A 14,771-nucleotide genomic window follows, 5' to 3' on the forward strand; every position below is an offset into this window, starting at 1 on the left:
CGCAACGCGCGCGCGTTTGCCAGGTGCGCGCGAACTAGGCCCGGATCGATGGCGAATCCGAACGCCTCTGACGAATGCGCGCGCGTTTGTCGAAGTGCAACCGGATCAGTCGACGTCGATTCGACTCCGCGGCGGCCCGGCGGGCGCGCTTCTTCCACCTTCGCGCAGTGCGACCACAGTCCACCCTGCGCCCATGACGGACAGGACCAATACAGCTCCAATTGCGATCATGGACCAACAATGGACTGCTTTCACCCGGAATCACGCAGTCCAGTGTGCGAGAGTGGCATGCATGGACTCGTTCGACGCCTCCGCGATCTCGGCCCCGGATCTGGCCGCACGGATCGACCCATCGACGTTGCGGAACCGATCCGGCGGTCCGCTCTACCTCGAGATCGCCGACGAATTGCGACGGCTCATCGAGAACGGTGAGGTCTCGGCCCAGACGCGACTGCCTGCGGAGCGCGCGCTGTCGATCAGCTTGGACGTCAGCCGAGTCACGGTGGCATCGGCGTACCGGCATCTGCGCGAGGGCGGGTGGATCAGCGCCCAGCGAGGCTCCGGCACCTTCGTTTCCCCGACTGGTTCGATGCCGTCGTGGGGTTCGCTGGCCGGCGACCGGGAGACTGCGAATCTGGAATTCGTCAACGCATCGCCCTCCGCCTCGCCCCTGCTGTCCGAGGCGTACGGTGTTGCGGCAGAGAAGATTCGAGACCGTTTCACCTTGGGCGGATATGCCCCGTCCGGCCTGTTCGAGCTCCGCGAATCCATTGCCGCGTACTACCGAGGGCGTGGCGTACCGACCACCGCAGACAACATCCTCATCACCTCCGGTGCCACCGACGCCATCCACGCGGTGTTGGCCACCTTCACCGAGCCCGGGGCCCGCGTGTTGGTGGAGCACCCCACGTATCCGGGTGTCGTCGAACTCGTTCACTCTCTCGGTGGTCGTTGCATCCCGGTGCCGATCGATCCCGACAACACCGACGAGTTCGTGGCTGCAGCAGACAGGGCCGCACGCCAGAGTGCACCCACCCTGGCGTATTTCATGCCCGACTTCTCCAATCCGTCGGGTGCACGGCTCCCCCTGGGCACACGACGTCAACTGTCCGCCACCATGCATCGCCATGCCGTACTGACCATCGTCGACGAGGTGGCAGCAGATCTGTCCCTCGACGGCTCACCGGATATGGAACCGTTCGGAGCCGCCACTCCGGACGTTGCGACGGTGACAATCGGATCGACGAGCAAGACGGTGTGGGGAGGGTTGCGGGTCGGCTGGGTTCGAGCCGAAGCAGGTCTGTTGGCGAGAATCGCTGCAACCTATGCGCGACGCCAACTTTCGGTCTCCATTCTCGATCAGCTGGCCGCTACCGAATTACTGAGCCGATACGACGAGGTCCGTCGGGTACGCGCGGAGGCGTCGAGAATCGCCCGAGACCACATCGTCGCATTGATGCGTGATCATCTGCCGGACTGGCACTTTCGAGTACCGAACGGTGGTCTGGCGTTGTGGTGTTCTCTACCCGACGGCATTCGATCCAGCGATCTGGTCGCCGACGCCCAGTCGCAGGGTCTACTGCTGGCACCCGGACTGCGATTCGGAACGGGCTACGCCTTCGACGATCGTCAGCGCATACCCTTCACCCGCTCGCTTCCCGACATCACGTCTGCGGTCGAGATCCTCACTCGTCTGTCTTCGGAGCACACCCCGACGCCGGCCGTCGCGTCGAGCAGACCCACGGCGGTGGTGTGAGTGGCGGCGCCGCACCGTCTACCCCCTATCGCACGTCCAACCCCCGGCCCCGCAAACGCGCGCGCGTTTGCCAGACGCTCGCGAATTGGTCAGCTGTTCGCTAGCCGAATCGCGCGCACCTGACGAATGCGCGCGCGTTTGCGACGCCGACACCCAACCTCCGATGTCCGACGTCCTCAGCGCACCGACTTCTTCTCGTAGATCGCCATCGACCAGGCATACCCGATCATCGTGATCACCGCGCACCATCAGTGCGAGTGGCAGATTCGCGCCCAGCGGCTCCCCTGTCAACAGTCCACGCAGGGTTTCGACGAACGGTGTGAACGGTTGATAGTCGGCGAACCATCGCAGTCCCGACGGCATCGTGTCGGTCGGGACGAACCCGCTGCCCAAAAATGGCAAGAGCAGCAACAACATCGGCAGATTGCTCGCGGTCTCGACCGACTTCGACGCCATTCCCATCGCCACGGCCAGCCAACTGATGGCGAAGGCGATCAGAATCACCATTGCCGACACCGAAATCCATTGCACAGGGCTCGTATTCGGCCGAAAGCCCACAGCGATTCCTACTGCCAGTACGACCACCACTCCGAGAACGGCTTGCACGGTATTGCCGAGGACGTGGCCGGCGAGAACCGCGGCCCGCGAGATCGCCATCGTTCGGAACCGCGCGGTGATGCCTTCGGTCATATCCATTGCGACGGTGGTCGCAGTCCCACCGGCGGTGCCTGCGATCGTCATCGCGAAGATGCCCGGCATCACGTACGGCAGGTACGCGGCGCGTCCACCTTCCGGGTTCACACCAGGAAGCCCTGCCCCGAGCGTCCCTCCGAACACGAAGACGAACAACATCAGGAACACCACCGGTGCTCCGATGACGAATATCGTCAGACCTGGATACCGCACGATGTGCAGAAGACTTCGGCGCAGCATCGTGATCGAATCGCCCACTGTGTACGTCATCGCTGTGGTCACGATGCCTCCTTGTTGTCGGTCCGGCCTGTCAGTGCCATGAGCACGTCGTCGAGATCAGGGGTGTGAATGCTCAGATCCTCGGCCGCAACGCCCGCCGTATCGAGCCGGGCCAACACGGTCTGCAGGGTGTCGACGCTTCCGTCGGTCGGTACCGACAGCGCCAGGCCGTCAGTGTCGACCACCGCGCCGTCGAAGGCTCTGGTTGCGTTGCCGAGCGCTGCTGCGTCGGCGAAGCGAAGACGGATGTGACCGCCGGGCATGCGACGTTTCAGCTCGTCCGGGGTGCCGTCGGCGACGATCCGGCCGTCGTTCAGCACGGCTATTCTGTCGGCGAGTTCGTCTGCCTCGTCGAGATATTGGGTCGTGAGCAGCACCGTGGTGCCGTCGGCCACGAGGGATCGGACGATGTCCCACATGGTGCGTCGGCTCCGTGGGTCGAGACCGGTGGTCGGCTCGTCGAGGAAGATGACGCGTGGCGGTGCGACGAGAGTCATAGCAAGATCGAGCCGTCGCCGCATACCACCCGAATACGTGGACAACGGCTTTCGACCAGCCTCGACGAGGTCGAACTGCTCGAGCAGCTCTGCGACGCGCGGCTTGGAGCGTGACCCGAGATGACGCAGTCTGGCCATCAGCATCAGGTTTTCCTCACCGGTCAGGAGATTGTCCACCGCCGAGAACTGACCGGTGAGACCGATTGCTGCACGAACGCCGTCGGGATCACGGACGACGTCGCAGCCTGCGACTGTTGCCGAACCGCTTTCCGGCCGAACGAGAGTGGACAGAATATGGACCACCGTGGTCTTGCCTGCCCCGTTGGAGCCGAGCAGGGCGGTGACTGTGCCGACGTCGACGGTGAGGTCGACGCCGTCGAGTACACGTTTGTCGTCATAGGACTTTCGCAGTCCGCGGACATCGATTGCGGATGTTCTCATTGACTGTGCCTTCGCCTTCAGCTGTGCGGTGTATGACGGATGGCGATGTCGCCGTAACGCGTTCGAGCGCGAACAGTCACGCTCTCTTCTGTCTCGTCCGGTGCGCTTTCGGGCGTGAGTTCGTTGCGAACGTGCCCGTCTTTCGACGACAGATCGAGCCACGCGGGCACGCCGCGTCGCACACCGAGGGTGATCTGGCCGTATCCACTCTCGACTTGGATCGCACCACTACTGACTTCTTGAACAGTGATGCTGCCGTAGGCGGTCTTCGCACTCACTCCACCGAGTGATCTCTCGACATCGAGATCACCGTAGGAGAGCTTGGCATCGAGATCGGTGCCCGACTCCCGCACCATGATCGAGCCGTGCGACGCCTTGAGTGCCGCATCACCGACGACGGTGCCGATCCGAATCTGCCCATGGTCGGCGGTCATGTCCAGATTGCCCAACACAGTGCCGACGGTCGCGTTGCCGTGGCCCGCCCGCACCCACAGGTCCCCGGTGGTGTCGAGTTCGACCGGCCCCATCGAACTCTTGATCCGCACGGCCCCCAGGTCGCCGACCGCGCGTAGGCTCCCGGCCGCGACCTCGGCACTCAGACGAGATCCCTGCGGCAGTTCGACTTTCACCTCCACTGATTCGGTCGGCCCGAAGAAGCTGATGCGCGGCTTCGGACCGATGACGGTCAGGCGTTCACCGTCGAAGTCGACCTTGGTGTTCTCGGCCCCTTTACGATCGACGGCTTTGGACGGGTTGGTGGGTGCGACGGTCACGAGGGTGTCGGCGCGTTCAGACGCAACGACTTCGATGCTCCCGACCTGCAGATCGATGGCAAGGTCGATCGGCGTCGGGGTAGCGAATTCGGGCATGGCGAAGCCTCCTATGGGCATGGTTGTGACACTCTGCTCGGCGCAGAGTTACTGAAAAGCGTTGATAGACCGGACGATCAGCGCGCCCAGCCGGCGAAGTTGTCGCCGGTACGAACCGTGCGTTGCGCAGCACGACGCTGCTTGGGTTGAAGAGCAGCGGCGATGGCTCGCACCAACCAGGTGTTCACCGACATACCGTCCGACGCCGCGGCCTCGTCCACACGTGATTTGAGCGCGTCCGGCAGTCGAAGAGTGGTGCGGGATGTGCTCGTGTCGTCGAGTTCGGTGCTGGGAGGGGTTCGTTCGTCATCTTCCAGTTCCGAGACAGGTGCCGCCACGACGAATTCGATCTCACGTCCGCGGAGCCTGATGTCCACGGAACCAGGGGCAAGGTCGCGGTTGATGTCACCGACCGCGGCCGACAGCACGTCGAGCATCACCAGACGCGTTGCCGCATCCATCCCGTCGACGAGTCGTTCAGCAGCGGCGCGAGTGTTCTCGTTTCCGGTTGCTGCCGACTCGACCAACCGACGTTGGAGATCGTTGACGTACTGCCCGAGTTCCATGCATCAAGAGTGACACCACAATGGTGTCACGTCAAGGCCTAGTGGTGTCACTTGCTTCGACGAGCGCTTTCGCCCGACCCCCATACGGCCGATGCGCGCACGTATCGCCTGACCACCGATGGTGAACCGAACCGACAGAGTCCGGGTGGTACCGAGGGCGGCGGCTTTCGCAAACGCCCGACCCCCTGCGGTCAGGAGTCGGCTTCGACGATGCGCTTGATTGCCGCCAGGGTGCGCGGTATGCCATCGAGTGCTGCCTGGCTACGAGTGTCGATTTCCTTCTGCGCGTCGTCGCCGAATTTGCGGTGGAAGTGGGCGATGCCGTCGGGCAGGAAGTTCCAGATCTCGGTCAGGCGTGTGCCACCGTCCACCGACTCCAGGGTGTAGCCCCAGCGGACGAAGTTGTCGCCCACCACCCACGCGAATTCACGGCCGGGTTCGGCTGCAGCAACCGTCGACACGTTCTCCACGTGCGACCCGGCACCACGTTGCGTCCGGTGAACGTCGATCCGACGCCACCGCCGTCGGGTTCGTTCCACCAGCACTCCTGGCAGATCGGGCTCCATTCGCCCGTTCGGGTGACGTCGGAGACAACGGCGTACACGTCATCGACCGACGCAGCGACGACGATGGATTCGGAGAACTCGAGTGCAGTCATCTCACCATTGTCACCCTGGGCACAACGAAGCTGTGAGCAGACTCGCTGCCCACAGCAGAACAACTGGTGTGCAACCGAATTCGGATTCACACTCGAATCATGAGCGAATCGCCTCGAATGTTCCCGCCCGAACTCCGCAACCAACTTCTCCGTCATCGGGTTCTCATGCTCGACGGCGCCCTCGACGACGACAACGGCACCGTTCTCACCACTCATCTGCTGACGTTGGCGGCCGAGAATTCCTCCGCCGACATCGCCCTGTGGATTCACTCACCGGGAGGGTCGGTTCCTGCGATGCTCGCCATCCGGGACGTGATGCACCTCGTACCCTGCGATGTCTCGACGCTCGCACTCGGATTGGCCTGCAGCGCCGGCCAATTCCTACTGTCGTCGGGCACGCGCGGAAAGCGGTATGCCCTGCCGCATTCGCGAATACTGATGCATCAGGGGTCAGCCGGCATTGGTGGGTCGGCTGTCGAAGTGGAAGTACAGGCCAACGATCTGCGGCATACCCGAGATACGGTGCTCGGTCTCATCGCCGACGACACCGGGCAGACACGCGAGCAAATTTTCGACGACTCTCTGCACGATCGCTGGTTCACCGCGGAGGCTGCCCGCGAGTACGGGTTCGTCGACGCGATCGTCGACTCGTTCGATCAGGTCATGCCTGCGCGGCGAGTGTCGTTCGGCATGGAGTTGGCGCGATGAGCACGTACACGATTCCCAATGTCATCACGCGAGATTCGCGCGGCGAACGCGTCGTCGACGTCTATTCGCACTTGCTCAGTGAGCGCATCGTCTACCTCGGTACCGGTATCGACGCAGGAGTCGCCAACGCGATGATCGCGCAGCTACTGCACTTGGAGGCCGACTCCCCCGACCAGGAAATTTCGATGTACATCAACTGCGAGGGCGGTGATACCGCTGCCATGCTCGCCATCTACGACACGATGCAGTTCATCGGATCACCCGTCGCCACAACATGTGTGGGGCAAGCCGTTGCGGCAGGAGCTGTGCTGCTCGCGGCGGGCGCACCGGGGCGTCGTTCGGCGCTGACACACAGCAGGGTGGTGTTGCATCAGCCGGCTGCGCAGGGACGCGGCACCATCCCCGATCTGATTCTGGCTGCCGACGAGGTCGTGCGCGTCCGGGCCGAGATGGAAGCAATTCTCGCGAAGCACACGGGACGCGACGTCGAGAAACTCCGCCACGACACCGACCGCGATCTGGTGTTGACGGCACCGGCTGCCCGTGAGTACGGCGTCGTCGATCAGGTACTCGAAGGGCGTCAGGCAGCCATCAACGTCGCGTCGCCGCGTGACAGGTCGTGATGCGCTAGGCCTGATATCTCCGCCATCGACGTGCCCAGTGCACCGACGACGGCCGCGAGGATTTCACTCGACGGATCCTTGCGGCCGCGTTCGAGCTCCGAAAGGTATTGCGGTGCAATGCCGGCACGCGCCGCCGTCTCGGCAAGGGTGTCGCCGCGGCCATGCCTGCGCTCGCGCAACCGTCGGCCGACCACCTCACGCCACAACGGCTCCACGGCGCGCGCGGCTCGACGTTCATCGATTCGTATGACCTCGCCCATGATCGGAGCCTAGGCCTCGATTCCGTGAAGGGTCGTCGATTCTGTCAGAGCAGAGAGCCCGGTTTCACGAACGTCCTCGCAAAGCGCTTCTGCCAGGGCGTTTCCATGGCTCGATGCGAGTACTGTCGCCGGACGTAGTCGATGGCCGCACGACCGGGCACCCCGTCGAGCGCGACGAGACACGCCAGCGCTGTGCCCGTTCGCCCCACTCCGCCGGTACACGCGATCTCGACCCTCTCGGTTATACAGCGGCGCAGCACCTCTCGTAGTACGACCTCGAGTTCTGTCGAGCTGGACGGAAGCCAGAAATCCGGCCAGCGAACCCATCGACTGTCCCAGTCGAACCCTCCGGGATCCTTGCCCTGCAGGTAGACCCCGAGATCTGGCGAAGGTCCGTCAGGCATCGGGTCACGCAAGGCACGTCCACGAACTACGCTGCCCGACGGCAACTGCAGTGTGCCCGGGCTGTCTACGTCCCACACGTACTCGCCCTTCCCCGGGACCGACTCCCCCATGCTGTACCCACTCGTCTTCTGAAACTACCGATACTGCGGTATCGTCCACTCCACCAAACCGAAACACTCACCGGCTCGCCTCCGACATGGCGCACATGATGATAATTCTGCACGAGAGGGCAACGCCCCCGTTCATTCGATGAACCCCCACAGGCCGCGTAGAGCCCGTAGTGACGGTTGGGCCCTGCACTATCTGGTGCAGTGGCGTCGACGAGTTGAGTATCTCGAAGAACGCGTCGATGGCAAGCACAGATCAACACTCGATGATCGGGTGCCGATCTTGGCCGGCTTCACCGGCTGCCCCGCATGCGACGCCCACTTCTATGGCGATGGACCGCGCGATGCATTGGAACGACTCATGCGCCGCGAGGGACGGCATGCCCACCAATTACGCGCGGCAGTAGCTCGATTGGATCAGCGGTATCGCGACGTGACCGTCGAAATCGACAAGTCCAGGACGATGCCGTGGTGGGAACGCCGAGCACCATGGGTGTGATTACCGCGGCGGCTTCGTCCACTCGATGGTGTGTCGAAAACCGATGCGGTGTCGCATCATTGCACCCGGTAGCCACTTGCCGACCATGTCCTCGATCTCATCGAAACTCACCACGGGGTCCTTGACCGGGAACGGTGGAGGCGGTGCTGTCACCGGGCTCGGCCATGGGTGGTGCAGAAATCCGATCACCGGATTGGTCACGATCGAGGCAGCATCCCACAGCAAATCGCGTGCGCTTCTCGGTGGTGCGAGCCCCACGACGAGGACGCATCCGCCCGGCGCAAGAATTCGTTCGACGTGACGCAATGCGTCGTCGATATCGAGGTGGTGCAGCACTGCCACCATGGTCACGAGGTCGATCGAATCGTCTGCCCAGGAATCGAGTTGGCGATCGGTGATGGACACGTTGTCCACAGCGGCAGAAGTTGCCTCTGCGATTCGACGCATCTCCCCATCGGCGTCGGCCCCGACGATGTGATCGAAATGAGGAGACAAGGCTCGCACCAGGCCACCCCGTCCGCAACCCATATCGAGCGCACGGCCACGCCGGTCCGGCAGATTCGCCAGAATCCAGCTGTGAAAGTAATCGTTGTGGCTCCATGGGTGTCGCGCGTTCAGCTCACGAACCCACTGGGCCCCTCTGCCTCCGATAAGGGACGTTCCCATTCGTCTCAGCACCACGGAGCCCAGTATCCACCAAGCACAGCGACAACAGTTGCTCGGAAGTTCTTAGCCACACATCCAAGGCCTGTTGGACGCGTGATGGAGCTTCGAGCGGACTCAGGTGCCCCACATCCGGAACAGTGATCACAGACGATTCCCCCGGCAACAACTGCCGCAGTCGATGTGCCTGTTCGACGGGAATCCAGGGGTCCTGTCGACCCCATCCGATGGAGGTGTCGCAGCGAACTCGGGGAAGTGCTTCGACGATCGGTCGCGTGTCCTCGGGCCGCAGTTCGGCGATCTGTCGGTAGAAGTCAGGCTGCCCCTCGTCGGATATCCAGGGTTCGGTCAACGTCGCCACGATGTCTCGGTCCAGCCTCTGATGTGCTGCTCCTGCAATGTATTCGGACACCAGGGCTGCGTGCAGGGAAGCCGGCAACGCGGCGAACACGTCCCTATGCTCCGAAACGAGCCGGAAGAAGGGAGATCCCCACGGGTCCAGGGTCACCACGTCCCACAAGAACAAGCTGCCGTAGTCGCGTCCGTGTATCAGGTGGGCTCCCAGGGCGACTGCGCCGCCGATATCGTGCGCGACGACGAAAGGCCGTTCCAGCTTCCAGTGGTCGAGCAACTTCGCGAACCGTGACATCTGAGTAGCCAGGTCGGTCCGCACCTGAGATCCCCGCGCGGAGCGGCCGTATCCGGGCATGTCCCACAGGTAGACCCGATGCCCAACGCTGAGGTGGCGAGCGGCCTGCGCCCAAACCTGCGCCGACCAGGGAGTTCCATGACAGAACACGACGTCCGCGGATGGCACGTCCACATCGGGAGACAGCTCGTAGGTCGCTACCAGATCGCCGCCCACGGACACGAAGATGGGCTCCGGTAGATCGAATCTGTCGGTCGTCATGGCGATGACCTTAAAACTTAAGGTCGACCTGAAGTCAACGTGAGAGCATCGACGGGTGAAGATCGGAGAGGTTGCGCGGGAGATCGACGTTCCGACCCATGTGTTGAGACATTGGGATGACGCCGGTGTTGTTGTGCCCGAACGACTACCGTCGGGCCACCGCGACTACAGCGAGGAACATGTACGACGATTGCAGGTGTTGCGAGCCTGCCAAGGCGTTGGAATCAGCTTGGCCGATATTCGGCTGATACTCCACCGAGACGAGCCCGCACGAACAGCAGTCATCGAAAAACAACTGACGCGAATACGACGGCAACAAACCCAACTCGACCATGCCGAGCGCTTCCTCGCGCACGTCGTCTCGTGCACACATGATCTGCTCACTCGATGCGCGCAGTGCAGCGAGTACTCCACTACGCAGATGCGGTCACCCCTGGACGCCGACGCGCCGGTCGATTCCGAGTAATCGGTACACGACAGGGCAACGAAGGCTGAAGTATCGATGTGCAGAAGACCTTCGAAACAACCTCACTCAGGCGCGGGCAAGTGCAGCGAGCTCACGGAGGTACGCGCCCGGCGTAATTCCGGCGACGCCGCGGAAGTCGTTGATCAGATGAGCTTGATCGACGTAGCCGAGGTCCGCGGCAATGTGGGCAGCGTCGGCATCGGGGAGCGAGAGTCTTTGCAGCACTTCCTGTAGTCGAACCCGTCGGGCGACTGCTTTGGGGCCCATCCCGAGTGTCGATCGCAGTGCCCTCTGCACGGCACGTTCACTGACCCCGAGTATTCCTGCCACGGATTGCCCGGATTTCCTGCCGGCCCCCTGTGCCAGTGCGTCGACTGCGGCGTTCGCGAGACGGTGTTCGGGAGTGGGCGGTCGTTTCGCCAGCATCTCGGTGATCACCGAATCTGCCCGTAGAGCATGGTCGGCAGCCGAGTCGTGCCCGGAGACGGCGCCGAGCATGCCGAAGAGACGATCATCGAGATATCTCGTGATCGGCTGCGTCGCCTGAAGTCTCGTGGGATCGAGGCTGGACACGACAGCCAGTCCAGCTGGACGCAGCCGGACGGCGAACACGAAGCCTCGACCTTCGATCGTCCGGGACCACGCCCTGCGCTGAACATTGGTGAGCATGAACGGCGCAGGCACTGCACCGGTCTCCACACTGACCGTGACTGCCGGAAACTCGAGGACTCGCTGCTCGATGGTTTCGTCCGCGGCCAATTCCCATCGCACACTCCAGTACGCGTCGACGACATCTCGAACCTCTGCAGCCGGTTCGTGCCAGGTTGCGTCGAAGCGACGAAGAAGAGAAGGAGCCATGACGCCGGATCGTTCGTGAACGTCGATGGGCTTGGACGCGACCTGCCTTTCTTGCATGTCGCAATTCTGCAATACAATCGGCCTCCAGTCTCGAGACGATCACGTCATGACCACCAATTCTTGGACCGTTGTCGACCGAGCGACCCAACCGGGCCGAAGGACAGTGTCGTGAACTGGCTGGGAGTAGCCGTGGCGGCGGTTGTGTACTACGCCCTCGGCGCGCTCTGGTTCGGCCCCCTGTTCGGGCGCGCGTGGGATCGTTCGATCGGGCATGATCGGGCGCAGACGGGAGGCCGATTCCCGTTGTCCTACTACGTGGTTCCGCTCTGTTGCTCGGCGGTGACAACCATCGTGATCGCTCTCGTTATCGATGTCATCGACGCCGACGCCGTGGCATCGGGCGTGCTCGTCGGACTGGGTGTTGGATCGGCCTCCGCTGCAGCATCATTGACCAACGCGCTGACGCCGCATACTCCGCAACCATTCGTCTTCGGAGCTGTCACCGCGAGCTACCACCTCATGGGAGCGACAGTAGCGGGCGCGATCCTCGGAGTGGTTCGCTGACGTTCGGTCCGTGCCGTATCGATTCGTCGCTTTCCCGTCAGGCGAACAACCTTGTACATGGTCGGATCGTCTGATGCAGTGACGTGGTGACCGAACCCGAACCACCCGCGGCAGTGGGTCCGTCTACTCGTGCATGGGTGAGTCGACACCTGAACGCCGGTGAACGAATCATCGAATCCGAAACACTGTCCGGCGGCATCACCGCAGAGATGCGAAAGCTGACCATCTGGACCGCCGACGGATTCAGCCGGAACCTCGTGTTGCGTGCCTATACAGATCCAGCCAATTTGCAGCACGCAGAGCTCTCCTTGGAGCGGGAAAGCGCCGCTCTGACAATGCTTTCGAGGTCCGACGTGCAGGTTCCCGAACTGGTGGCATTCGATGCCACTGCTACCCATTGTGAGTACCCTTCGCTCCTGATGACCCATCTGCCGGGTTCGACGGTTCTCGCCGACGCAGGCGTGGACGATCGAGTCCCCCTCCTAGCTCGGCAACTCGTCGAGATTCACGCCGTGAAGGCCGAGCCCAGGCCCCGTGAGTATCAGGCAATGACGACTGCCGATACCGTCGTTGTGCCCGCACGAGCCGACGCGGAAGTATGGGCCGCCGCGATCGACGTACTACGCGGGCCTGTACCGGCATACGACGGACGAGTTCTGCATCGCGATTTCCAACCGGGGAACGTTCTGTTCGACGTATCGCAGAACGCCGCGCCCAGCATCACCGGTGTTGTCGACTGGGCGGGGGCATCGTGGGGGCCAACGGACCTCGATGTAGCGCACTGCTCGACCAATCTTGCTCTACTGCACGGGCCACAGTGGGGACCGCGGTTCGCCTCTGCATACGAAGAGGCCGGGGGCGTACTCTCCGAAAGCACTCGGACGCGGCAGTATTGGCGCGTGCGCGATGCACTAGCGTGCTCCGAGGAGGTGCAGTCGTGGGCTGCCCCGTGGCGCGAAGCGGGCCGTGTCGACTTGACGCCAGGCGTCGTGGAGGACCGGTTGGACGCGTACATCTCGATGTTGATGGACGCGCGTGGTCACTGAGCTTCCAACACTTCCTTCAGTCTTTTCAGGTCTTCGGCCACCATACCGAGGTCGCGCTCGAATTCTTCGTCGCTGAGTTCGATCTGGCGGACCGTGAACAGAATTTCCGCGCCATTCGGATGGCTCAGCACGCGTACGGGATTATTCACGACGGTCCCTGACGGCAGCGTCACGTCATGATCGAGGACGCCCAGGTCGTTGTGTGGCACGAAACGTACTGTCACCTGCCCCATCGGCGATTCAGCGAGAAGCCGATCGCCGTCGATGGTCACGGGGCTGTTCGCCAATCCTGCTGCCCATCTGGGCAAATTCGCAGGATTCGCTGCGAACTCGTAGACCTGATCCGGTGTACACCCAATAACTTGGCTGACGTGCCGACTTGCCACAACGATCTCTCGATTCATAGCAGCGACCCTACGTATGACGGGCCGCGGCGTTCTTCCAGAAATCGGACAGGTGTCAGTGTGGTGAGTACACGTACCTCGTCACACATGTGCGCCTGACTCGCAAAGTCCGCGGCACACGAGAGCGACGCCAGGTCGGGAACGGTGGCAGCAACGTCGACGAGCCGACCGACCCGCATGACACGGGAGAGGGCTTTCGGCCCGTAGCCGACCTCGTCGACGAACTTCCGATGCAGCTGCCGGACAACGACTCCCAAGCCGTCGGCGAGATCGACGACTTTGATACCCGGCCGCGCCTCGAGTACCCGCACAGCGGCCAGGACCAACCCATCCTCAACAGGCTTCATGGCCCGAACAGTCAGGTCGGCGAAGAGCTTTCGCCGCGCTGGCATCGATCAGATCCACACATCCGTCGGGAACGATCAACGGCCGGTCCCCTGCGTGCGATCGACGCTGCCAGGTGCACCGAATCCCATCGGCGAACGAGGGAAACTCTGTGTACGTCCTTCCCGGCGGCAACATGGAATGAATTCTCCTCGATCAGCCTCACTGGGTCCTCAGCTCGCCCGTATCTGCTTTCCCAGCGTTCTCGATGCTTTGAATACTGCGACTACCCGAGTTCCATCAGCTTTGTCAGTAGCGCCACGAGTTGCCGATGCTCCGCGGCGGACAGCGATGCCGCCAGTTCGTTCTGCGCGGCGTCGACCATGGTGTCGAGCTCACGCAGCCTGGCTTGGCCCGGGTCCGTGATCTCTACGATGTTGCGGCGTCCGTCCCGAGGGTCGGGGCGTCGGCGCACGAAATGATTGCTTTCCAGGGTTGTCAATGCCGCTACTGCGTCGCCGCGATCGATTCCGATGCGATCACACAGTTCTGCCTGACCGATGGTGCCGAACTCCTCCAGGCCGGCGAGAAGTGCATAGTGCATTCGACCGCCGGGGCCGTCGAAGTGTTGCGACACGATTCGATTGGCTTGCGAGGTCGCATGGTTCAGAAGCAGTGAGGTCTGTCGCGTGAGACGCTCGGGGAGCTCGACACCAGATTCTGGCCGCTGCTTCTTCATGCGCAAATCCTACCTTTGCCATTGGCAATCCAACGATTCTCGATTATCGTTGGAATCCCAACGACTTACGGAGGCGCATGAAGCTCGGCATTCACGAGTCCGTCGACGCACCACCGAACGTGTGGCGCACTGCTGTCCTACTGGCCTCGGGGTCGTTGATGGCAGGCCTGGACACTTCACTGGTCAACCTCGGATGAAACGCGATCGGCAGCAGTATCGATGCGCCACTGACGAAAGTCCAATGGATCCACAGTGGATATCTACTTGCTTTGGCGGCGTCCTTGCCGGCATGCGGGTGGCTGAGTCGACATTGTGGCGCAGGACGTTTGTGGACATGGGCGCTGGTCGCCTTCACTGCCTCCTCTGCGCTGTGCGCGGCTTCGCCCAACGTCGAGGTGCTCATTGCTGCCCGAGGGCTACAGGGGTTGGCCGGCGG

General features: G+C 62.7%; 22 protein-coding genes and 1 pseudogene. 8 read left to right on the forward strand and 15 right to left on the reverse strand.

What is annotated here, in order from left to right:
- Positions 1-105 precede the first annotated feature (105 nt).
- Entirely contained in the window at positions 106-231 is a 126-nt protein-coding gene (locus RHBS_RS31525; protein ID WP_259468044.1) for a hypothetical protein, read from the reverse strand.
- A 61-nt stretch (positions 232-292) separates the two neighbouring features.
- Here RHBS_RS31525 and RHBS_RS13660 point away from each other — a divergent pair, with 61 nt between their 5' ends.
- Entirely contained in the window at positions 293-1,756 is a 1,464-nt protein-coding gene (locus tag RHBS_RS13660; protein WP_128645802.1) for a PLP-dependent aminotransferase family protein, read from the forward strand.
- 18 nt (positions 1,757-1,774) lie between these two features.
- Here RHBS_RS13660 and RHBS_RS13665 read toward each other — a convergent pair whose 3' ends face one another.
- The 6 genes from RHBS_RS13665 to RHBS_RS32255 all read right to left on the reverse strand — a co-directional run bounded on the left by RHBS_RS13665 (position 1,775) and on the right by RHBS_RS32255 (position 5,975).
- Entirely contained in the window at positions 1,775-2,731 is a 957-nt protein-coding gene (locus RHBS_RS13665) for an ABC transporter permease (protein ID WP_237669206.1), read from the reverse strand.
- Positions 2,728-3,666, reverse strand: a complete 939-nt coding sequence (locus tag RHBS_RS13670) for an ATP-binding cassette domain-containing protein (RefSeq protein WP_128645803.1) — start codon at positions 3,664-3,666, stop codon at positions 2,728-2,730. Before RHBS_RS13670 ends, RHBS_RS13665 begins: the two co-directional genes overlap by 4 nt.
- A 17-nt stretch (positions 3,667-3,683) precedes the next feature.
- Positions 3,684-4,535, reverse strand: coding sequence for a DUF4097 family beta strand repeat-containing protein (locus RHBS_RS13675; RefSeq protein WP_128645804.1), 852 nt, complete (start codon positions 4,533-4,535; stop codon positions 3,684-3,686).
- Between the two features lie 77 nt (positions 4,536-4,612).
- Positions 4,613-5,101: a histidine kinase gene (locus RHBS_RS13680; protein WP_128645805.1), complete on the reverse strand. Its 489-nt coding sequence runs from the start codon at positions 5,099-5,101 to the stop codon at positions 4,613-4,615.
- Positions 5,102-5,292: 191 nt separating this feature from the next.
- Positions 5,293-5,472 (reverse strand): hypothetical protein, encoded by a 180-nt coding sequence (locus RHBS_RS32250; protein ID WP_128645806.1) that lies wholly within the window; start codon positions 5,470-5,472, stop codon positions 5,293-5,295.
- Positions 5,451-5,975 (reverse strand): SRPBCC family protein, encoded by a 525-nt coding sequence (locus RHBS_RS32255; protein ID WP_374700597.1) that lies wholly within the window; start codon positions 5,973-5,975, stop codon positions 5,451-5,453. The genes RHBS_RS32250 and RHBS_RS32255 overlap by 22 nt, the downstream gene beginning before the upstream one ends.
- On the opposite strand from RHBS_RS32255, the gene RHBS_RS13695 reads away from it, so the two are divergent.
- On the forward strand, positions 5,859-6,467 hold the full coding sequence (locus RHBS_RS13695) for a ClpP family protease (RefSeq protein WP_128645808.1): 609 nt from the start codon (positions 5,859-5,861) through the stop codon (positions 6,465-6,467). The two genes, RHBS_RS32255 and RHBS_RS13695, sit on opposite strands and share 117 nt — an antisense overlap.
- Positions 6,464-7,090 carry a ClpP family protease gene (locus tag RHBS_RS13700; RefSeq protein ID WP_121871107.1) on the forward strand — a complete coding sequence of 209 codons (627 nt, stop codon included), beginning with the start codon at positions 6,464-6,466 and terminating at the stop codon, positions 7,088-7,090. Before RHBS_RS13695 ends, RHBS_RS13700 begins: the two co-directional genes overlap by 4 nt.
- Here the strand turns inward: RHBS_RS13700 and RHBS_RS13705 are convergent.
- Together RHBS_RS13705 and RHBS_RS13710 are read right to left on the reverse strand one after the other, a co-directional pair.
- Positions 7,048-7,350 carry a helix-turn-helix domain-containing protein gene (locus tag RHBS_RS13705; RefSeq protein WP_237669207.1) on the reverse strand — a complete coding sequence of 101 codons (303 nt, stop codon included), beginning with the start codon at positions 7,348-7,350 and terminating at the stop codon, positions 7,048-7,050. The two genes, RHBS_RS13700 and RHBS_RS13705, sit on opposite strands and share 43 nt — an antisense overlap.
- Before the next feature lie 44 nt (positions 7,351-7,394).
- Positions 7,395-7,865: a protein-tyrosine phosphatase family protein gene (locus RHBS_RS13710; RefSeq protein ID WP_128645809.1), complete on the reverse strand. Its 471-nt coding sequence runs from the start codon at positions 7,863-7,865 to the stop codon at positions 7,395-7,397.
- 139 nt (positions 7,866-8,004) lie between these two features.
- Here RHBS_RS13710 and RHBS_RS13715 point away from each other — a divergent pair, with 139 nt between their 5' ends.
- A complete protein-coding gene (locus tag RHBS_RS13715; protein ID WP_128645810.1) occupies positions 8,005-8,361 on the forward strand; it encodes a hypothetical protein in 357 nt (118 codons plus the stop codon).
- On the opposite strand, the gene RHBS_RS13720 is transcribed toward RHBS_RS13715, so the two are convergent.
- Together RHBS_RS13720 and RHBS_RS13725 are read right to left on the reverse strand one after the other, a co-directional pair.
- Positions 8,362-9,027, reverse strand: a complete 666-nt coding sequence (locus RHBS_RS13720; RefSeq protein WP_128645811.1) for a class I SAM-dependent methyltransferase — start codon at positions 9,025-9,027, stop codon at positions 8,362-8,364.
- A complete protein-coding gene (locus RHBS_RS13725; protein WP_128645812.1) occupies positions 8,981-9,934 on the reverse strand; it encodes an alpha/beta fold hydrolase in 954 nt (317 codons plus the stop codon). Before RHBS_RS13725 ends, RHBS_RS13720 begins: the two co-directional genes overlap by 47 nt.
- A 55-nt stretch (positions 9,935-9,989) precedes the next feature.
- Here RHBS_RS13725 and RHBS_RS13730 point away from each other — a divergent pair, with 55 nt between their 5' ends.
- Positions 9,990-10,400: a MerR family transcriptional regulator gene (locus RHBS_RS13730; protein ID WP_128645813.1), complete on the forward strand. Its 411-nt coding sequence runs from the start codon at positions 9,990-9,992 to the stop codon at positions 10,398-10,400.
- 66 nt (positions 10,401-10,466) lie between these two features.
- Here the strand turns inward: RHBS_RS13730 and RHBS_RS13735 are convergent, their stop codons facing one another.
- The gene (locus RHBS_RS13735; protein ID WP_128645814.1) at positions 10,467-11,315 is read right to left on the reverse strand and encodes a helix-turn-helix domain-containing protein; all 849 of its coding nucleotides are present in this window, start codon (positions 11,313-11,315) and stop codon (positions 10,467-10,469) included.
- Between the two features lie 111 nt (positions 11,316-11,426).
- Here RHBS_RS13735 and RHBS_RS29005 point away from each other — a divergent pair, with 111 nt between their 5' ends.
- Together RHBS_RS29005 and RHBS_RS13745 are read left to right on the forward strand one after the other, a co-directional pair.
- Positions 11,427-11,822, forward strand: a complete 396-nt coding sequence (locus tag RHBS_RS29005) for a DUF1761 domain-containing protein (RefSeq protein ID WP_187298484.1) — start codon at positions 11,427-11,429, stop codon at positions 11,820-11,822.
- Positions 11,823-11,959: 137 nt separating this feature from the next.
- Positions 11,960-12,868, forward strand: coding sequence for a phosphotransferase family protein (locus RHBS_RS13745; RefSeq protein ID WP_128645815.1), 909 nt, complete (start codon positions 11,960-11,962; stop codon positions 12,866-12,868).
- Here the strand turns inward: RHBS_RS13745 and RHBS_RS13750 are convergent.
- The 3 genes from RHBS_RS13750 to RHBS_RS13760 all read right to left on the reverse strand — a co-directional run bounded on the left by RHBS_RS13750 (position 12,862) and on the right by RHBS_RS13760 (position 14,335).
- Positions 12,862-13,272, reverse strand: coding sequence for an SRPBCC family protein (locus RHBS_RS13750; protein ID WP_128645816.1), 411 nt, complete (start codon positions 13,270-13,272; stop codon positions 12,862-12,864). The genes RHBS_RS13745 and RHBS_RS13750 overlap by 7 nt on opposite strands.
- The gene (locus tag RHBS_RS13755; protein WP_128645817.1) at positions 13,269-13,619 is read right to left on the reverse strand and encodes a hypothetical protein; all 351 of its coding nucleotides are present in this window, start codon (positions 13,617-13,619) and stop codon (positions 13,269-13,271) included. Before RHBS_RS13755 ends, RHBS_RS13750 begins: the two co-directional genes overlap by 4 nt.
- Before the next feature lie 263 nt (positions 13,620-13,882).
- The gene (locus tag RHBS_RS13760; protein ID WP_128645818.1) at positions 13,883-14,335 is read right to left on the reverse strand and encodes a MarR family winged helix-turn-helix transcriptional regulator; all 453 of its coding nucleotides are present in this window, start codon (positions 14,333-14,335) and stop codon (positions 13,883-13,885) included.
- A gap of 245 nt (positions 14,336-14,580) precedes the next feature.
- Between RHBS_RS13760 and RHBS_RS32260 the strand changes: the two are divergent.
- Positions 14,581-14,771: pseudogene (locus RHBS_RS32260) on the forward strand (MFS transporter); the annotation flags it as partial.

It is taken from the genome of Rhodococcus sp. BS-15, from assembly GCF_000813105.1.
Taxonomy (GTDB): Bacteria; Actinomycetota; Actinomycetes; order Mycobacteriales; family Mycobacteriaceae; genus Rhodococcoides.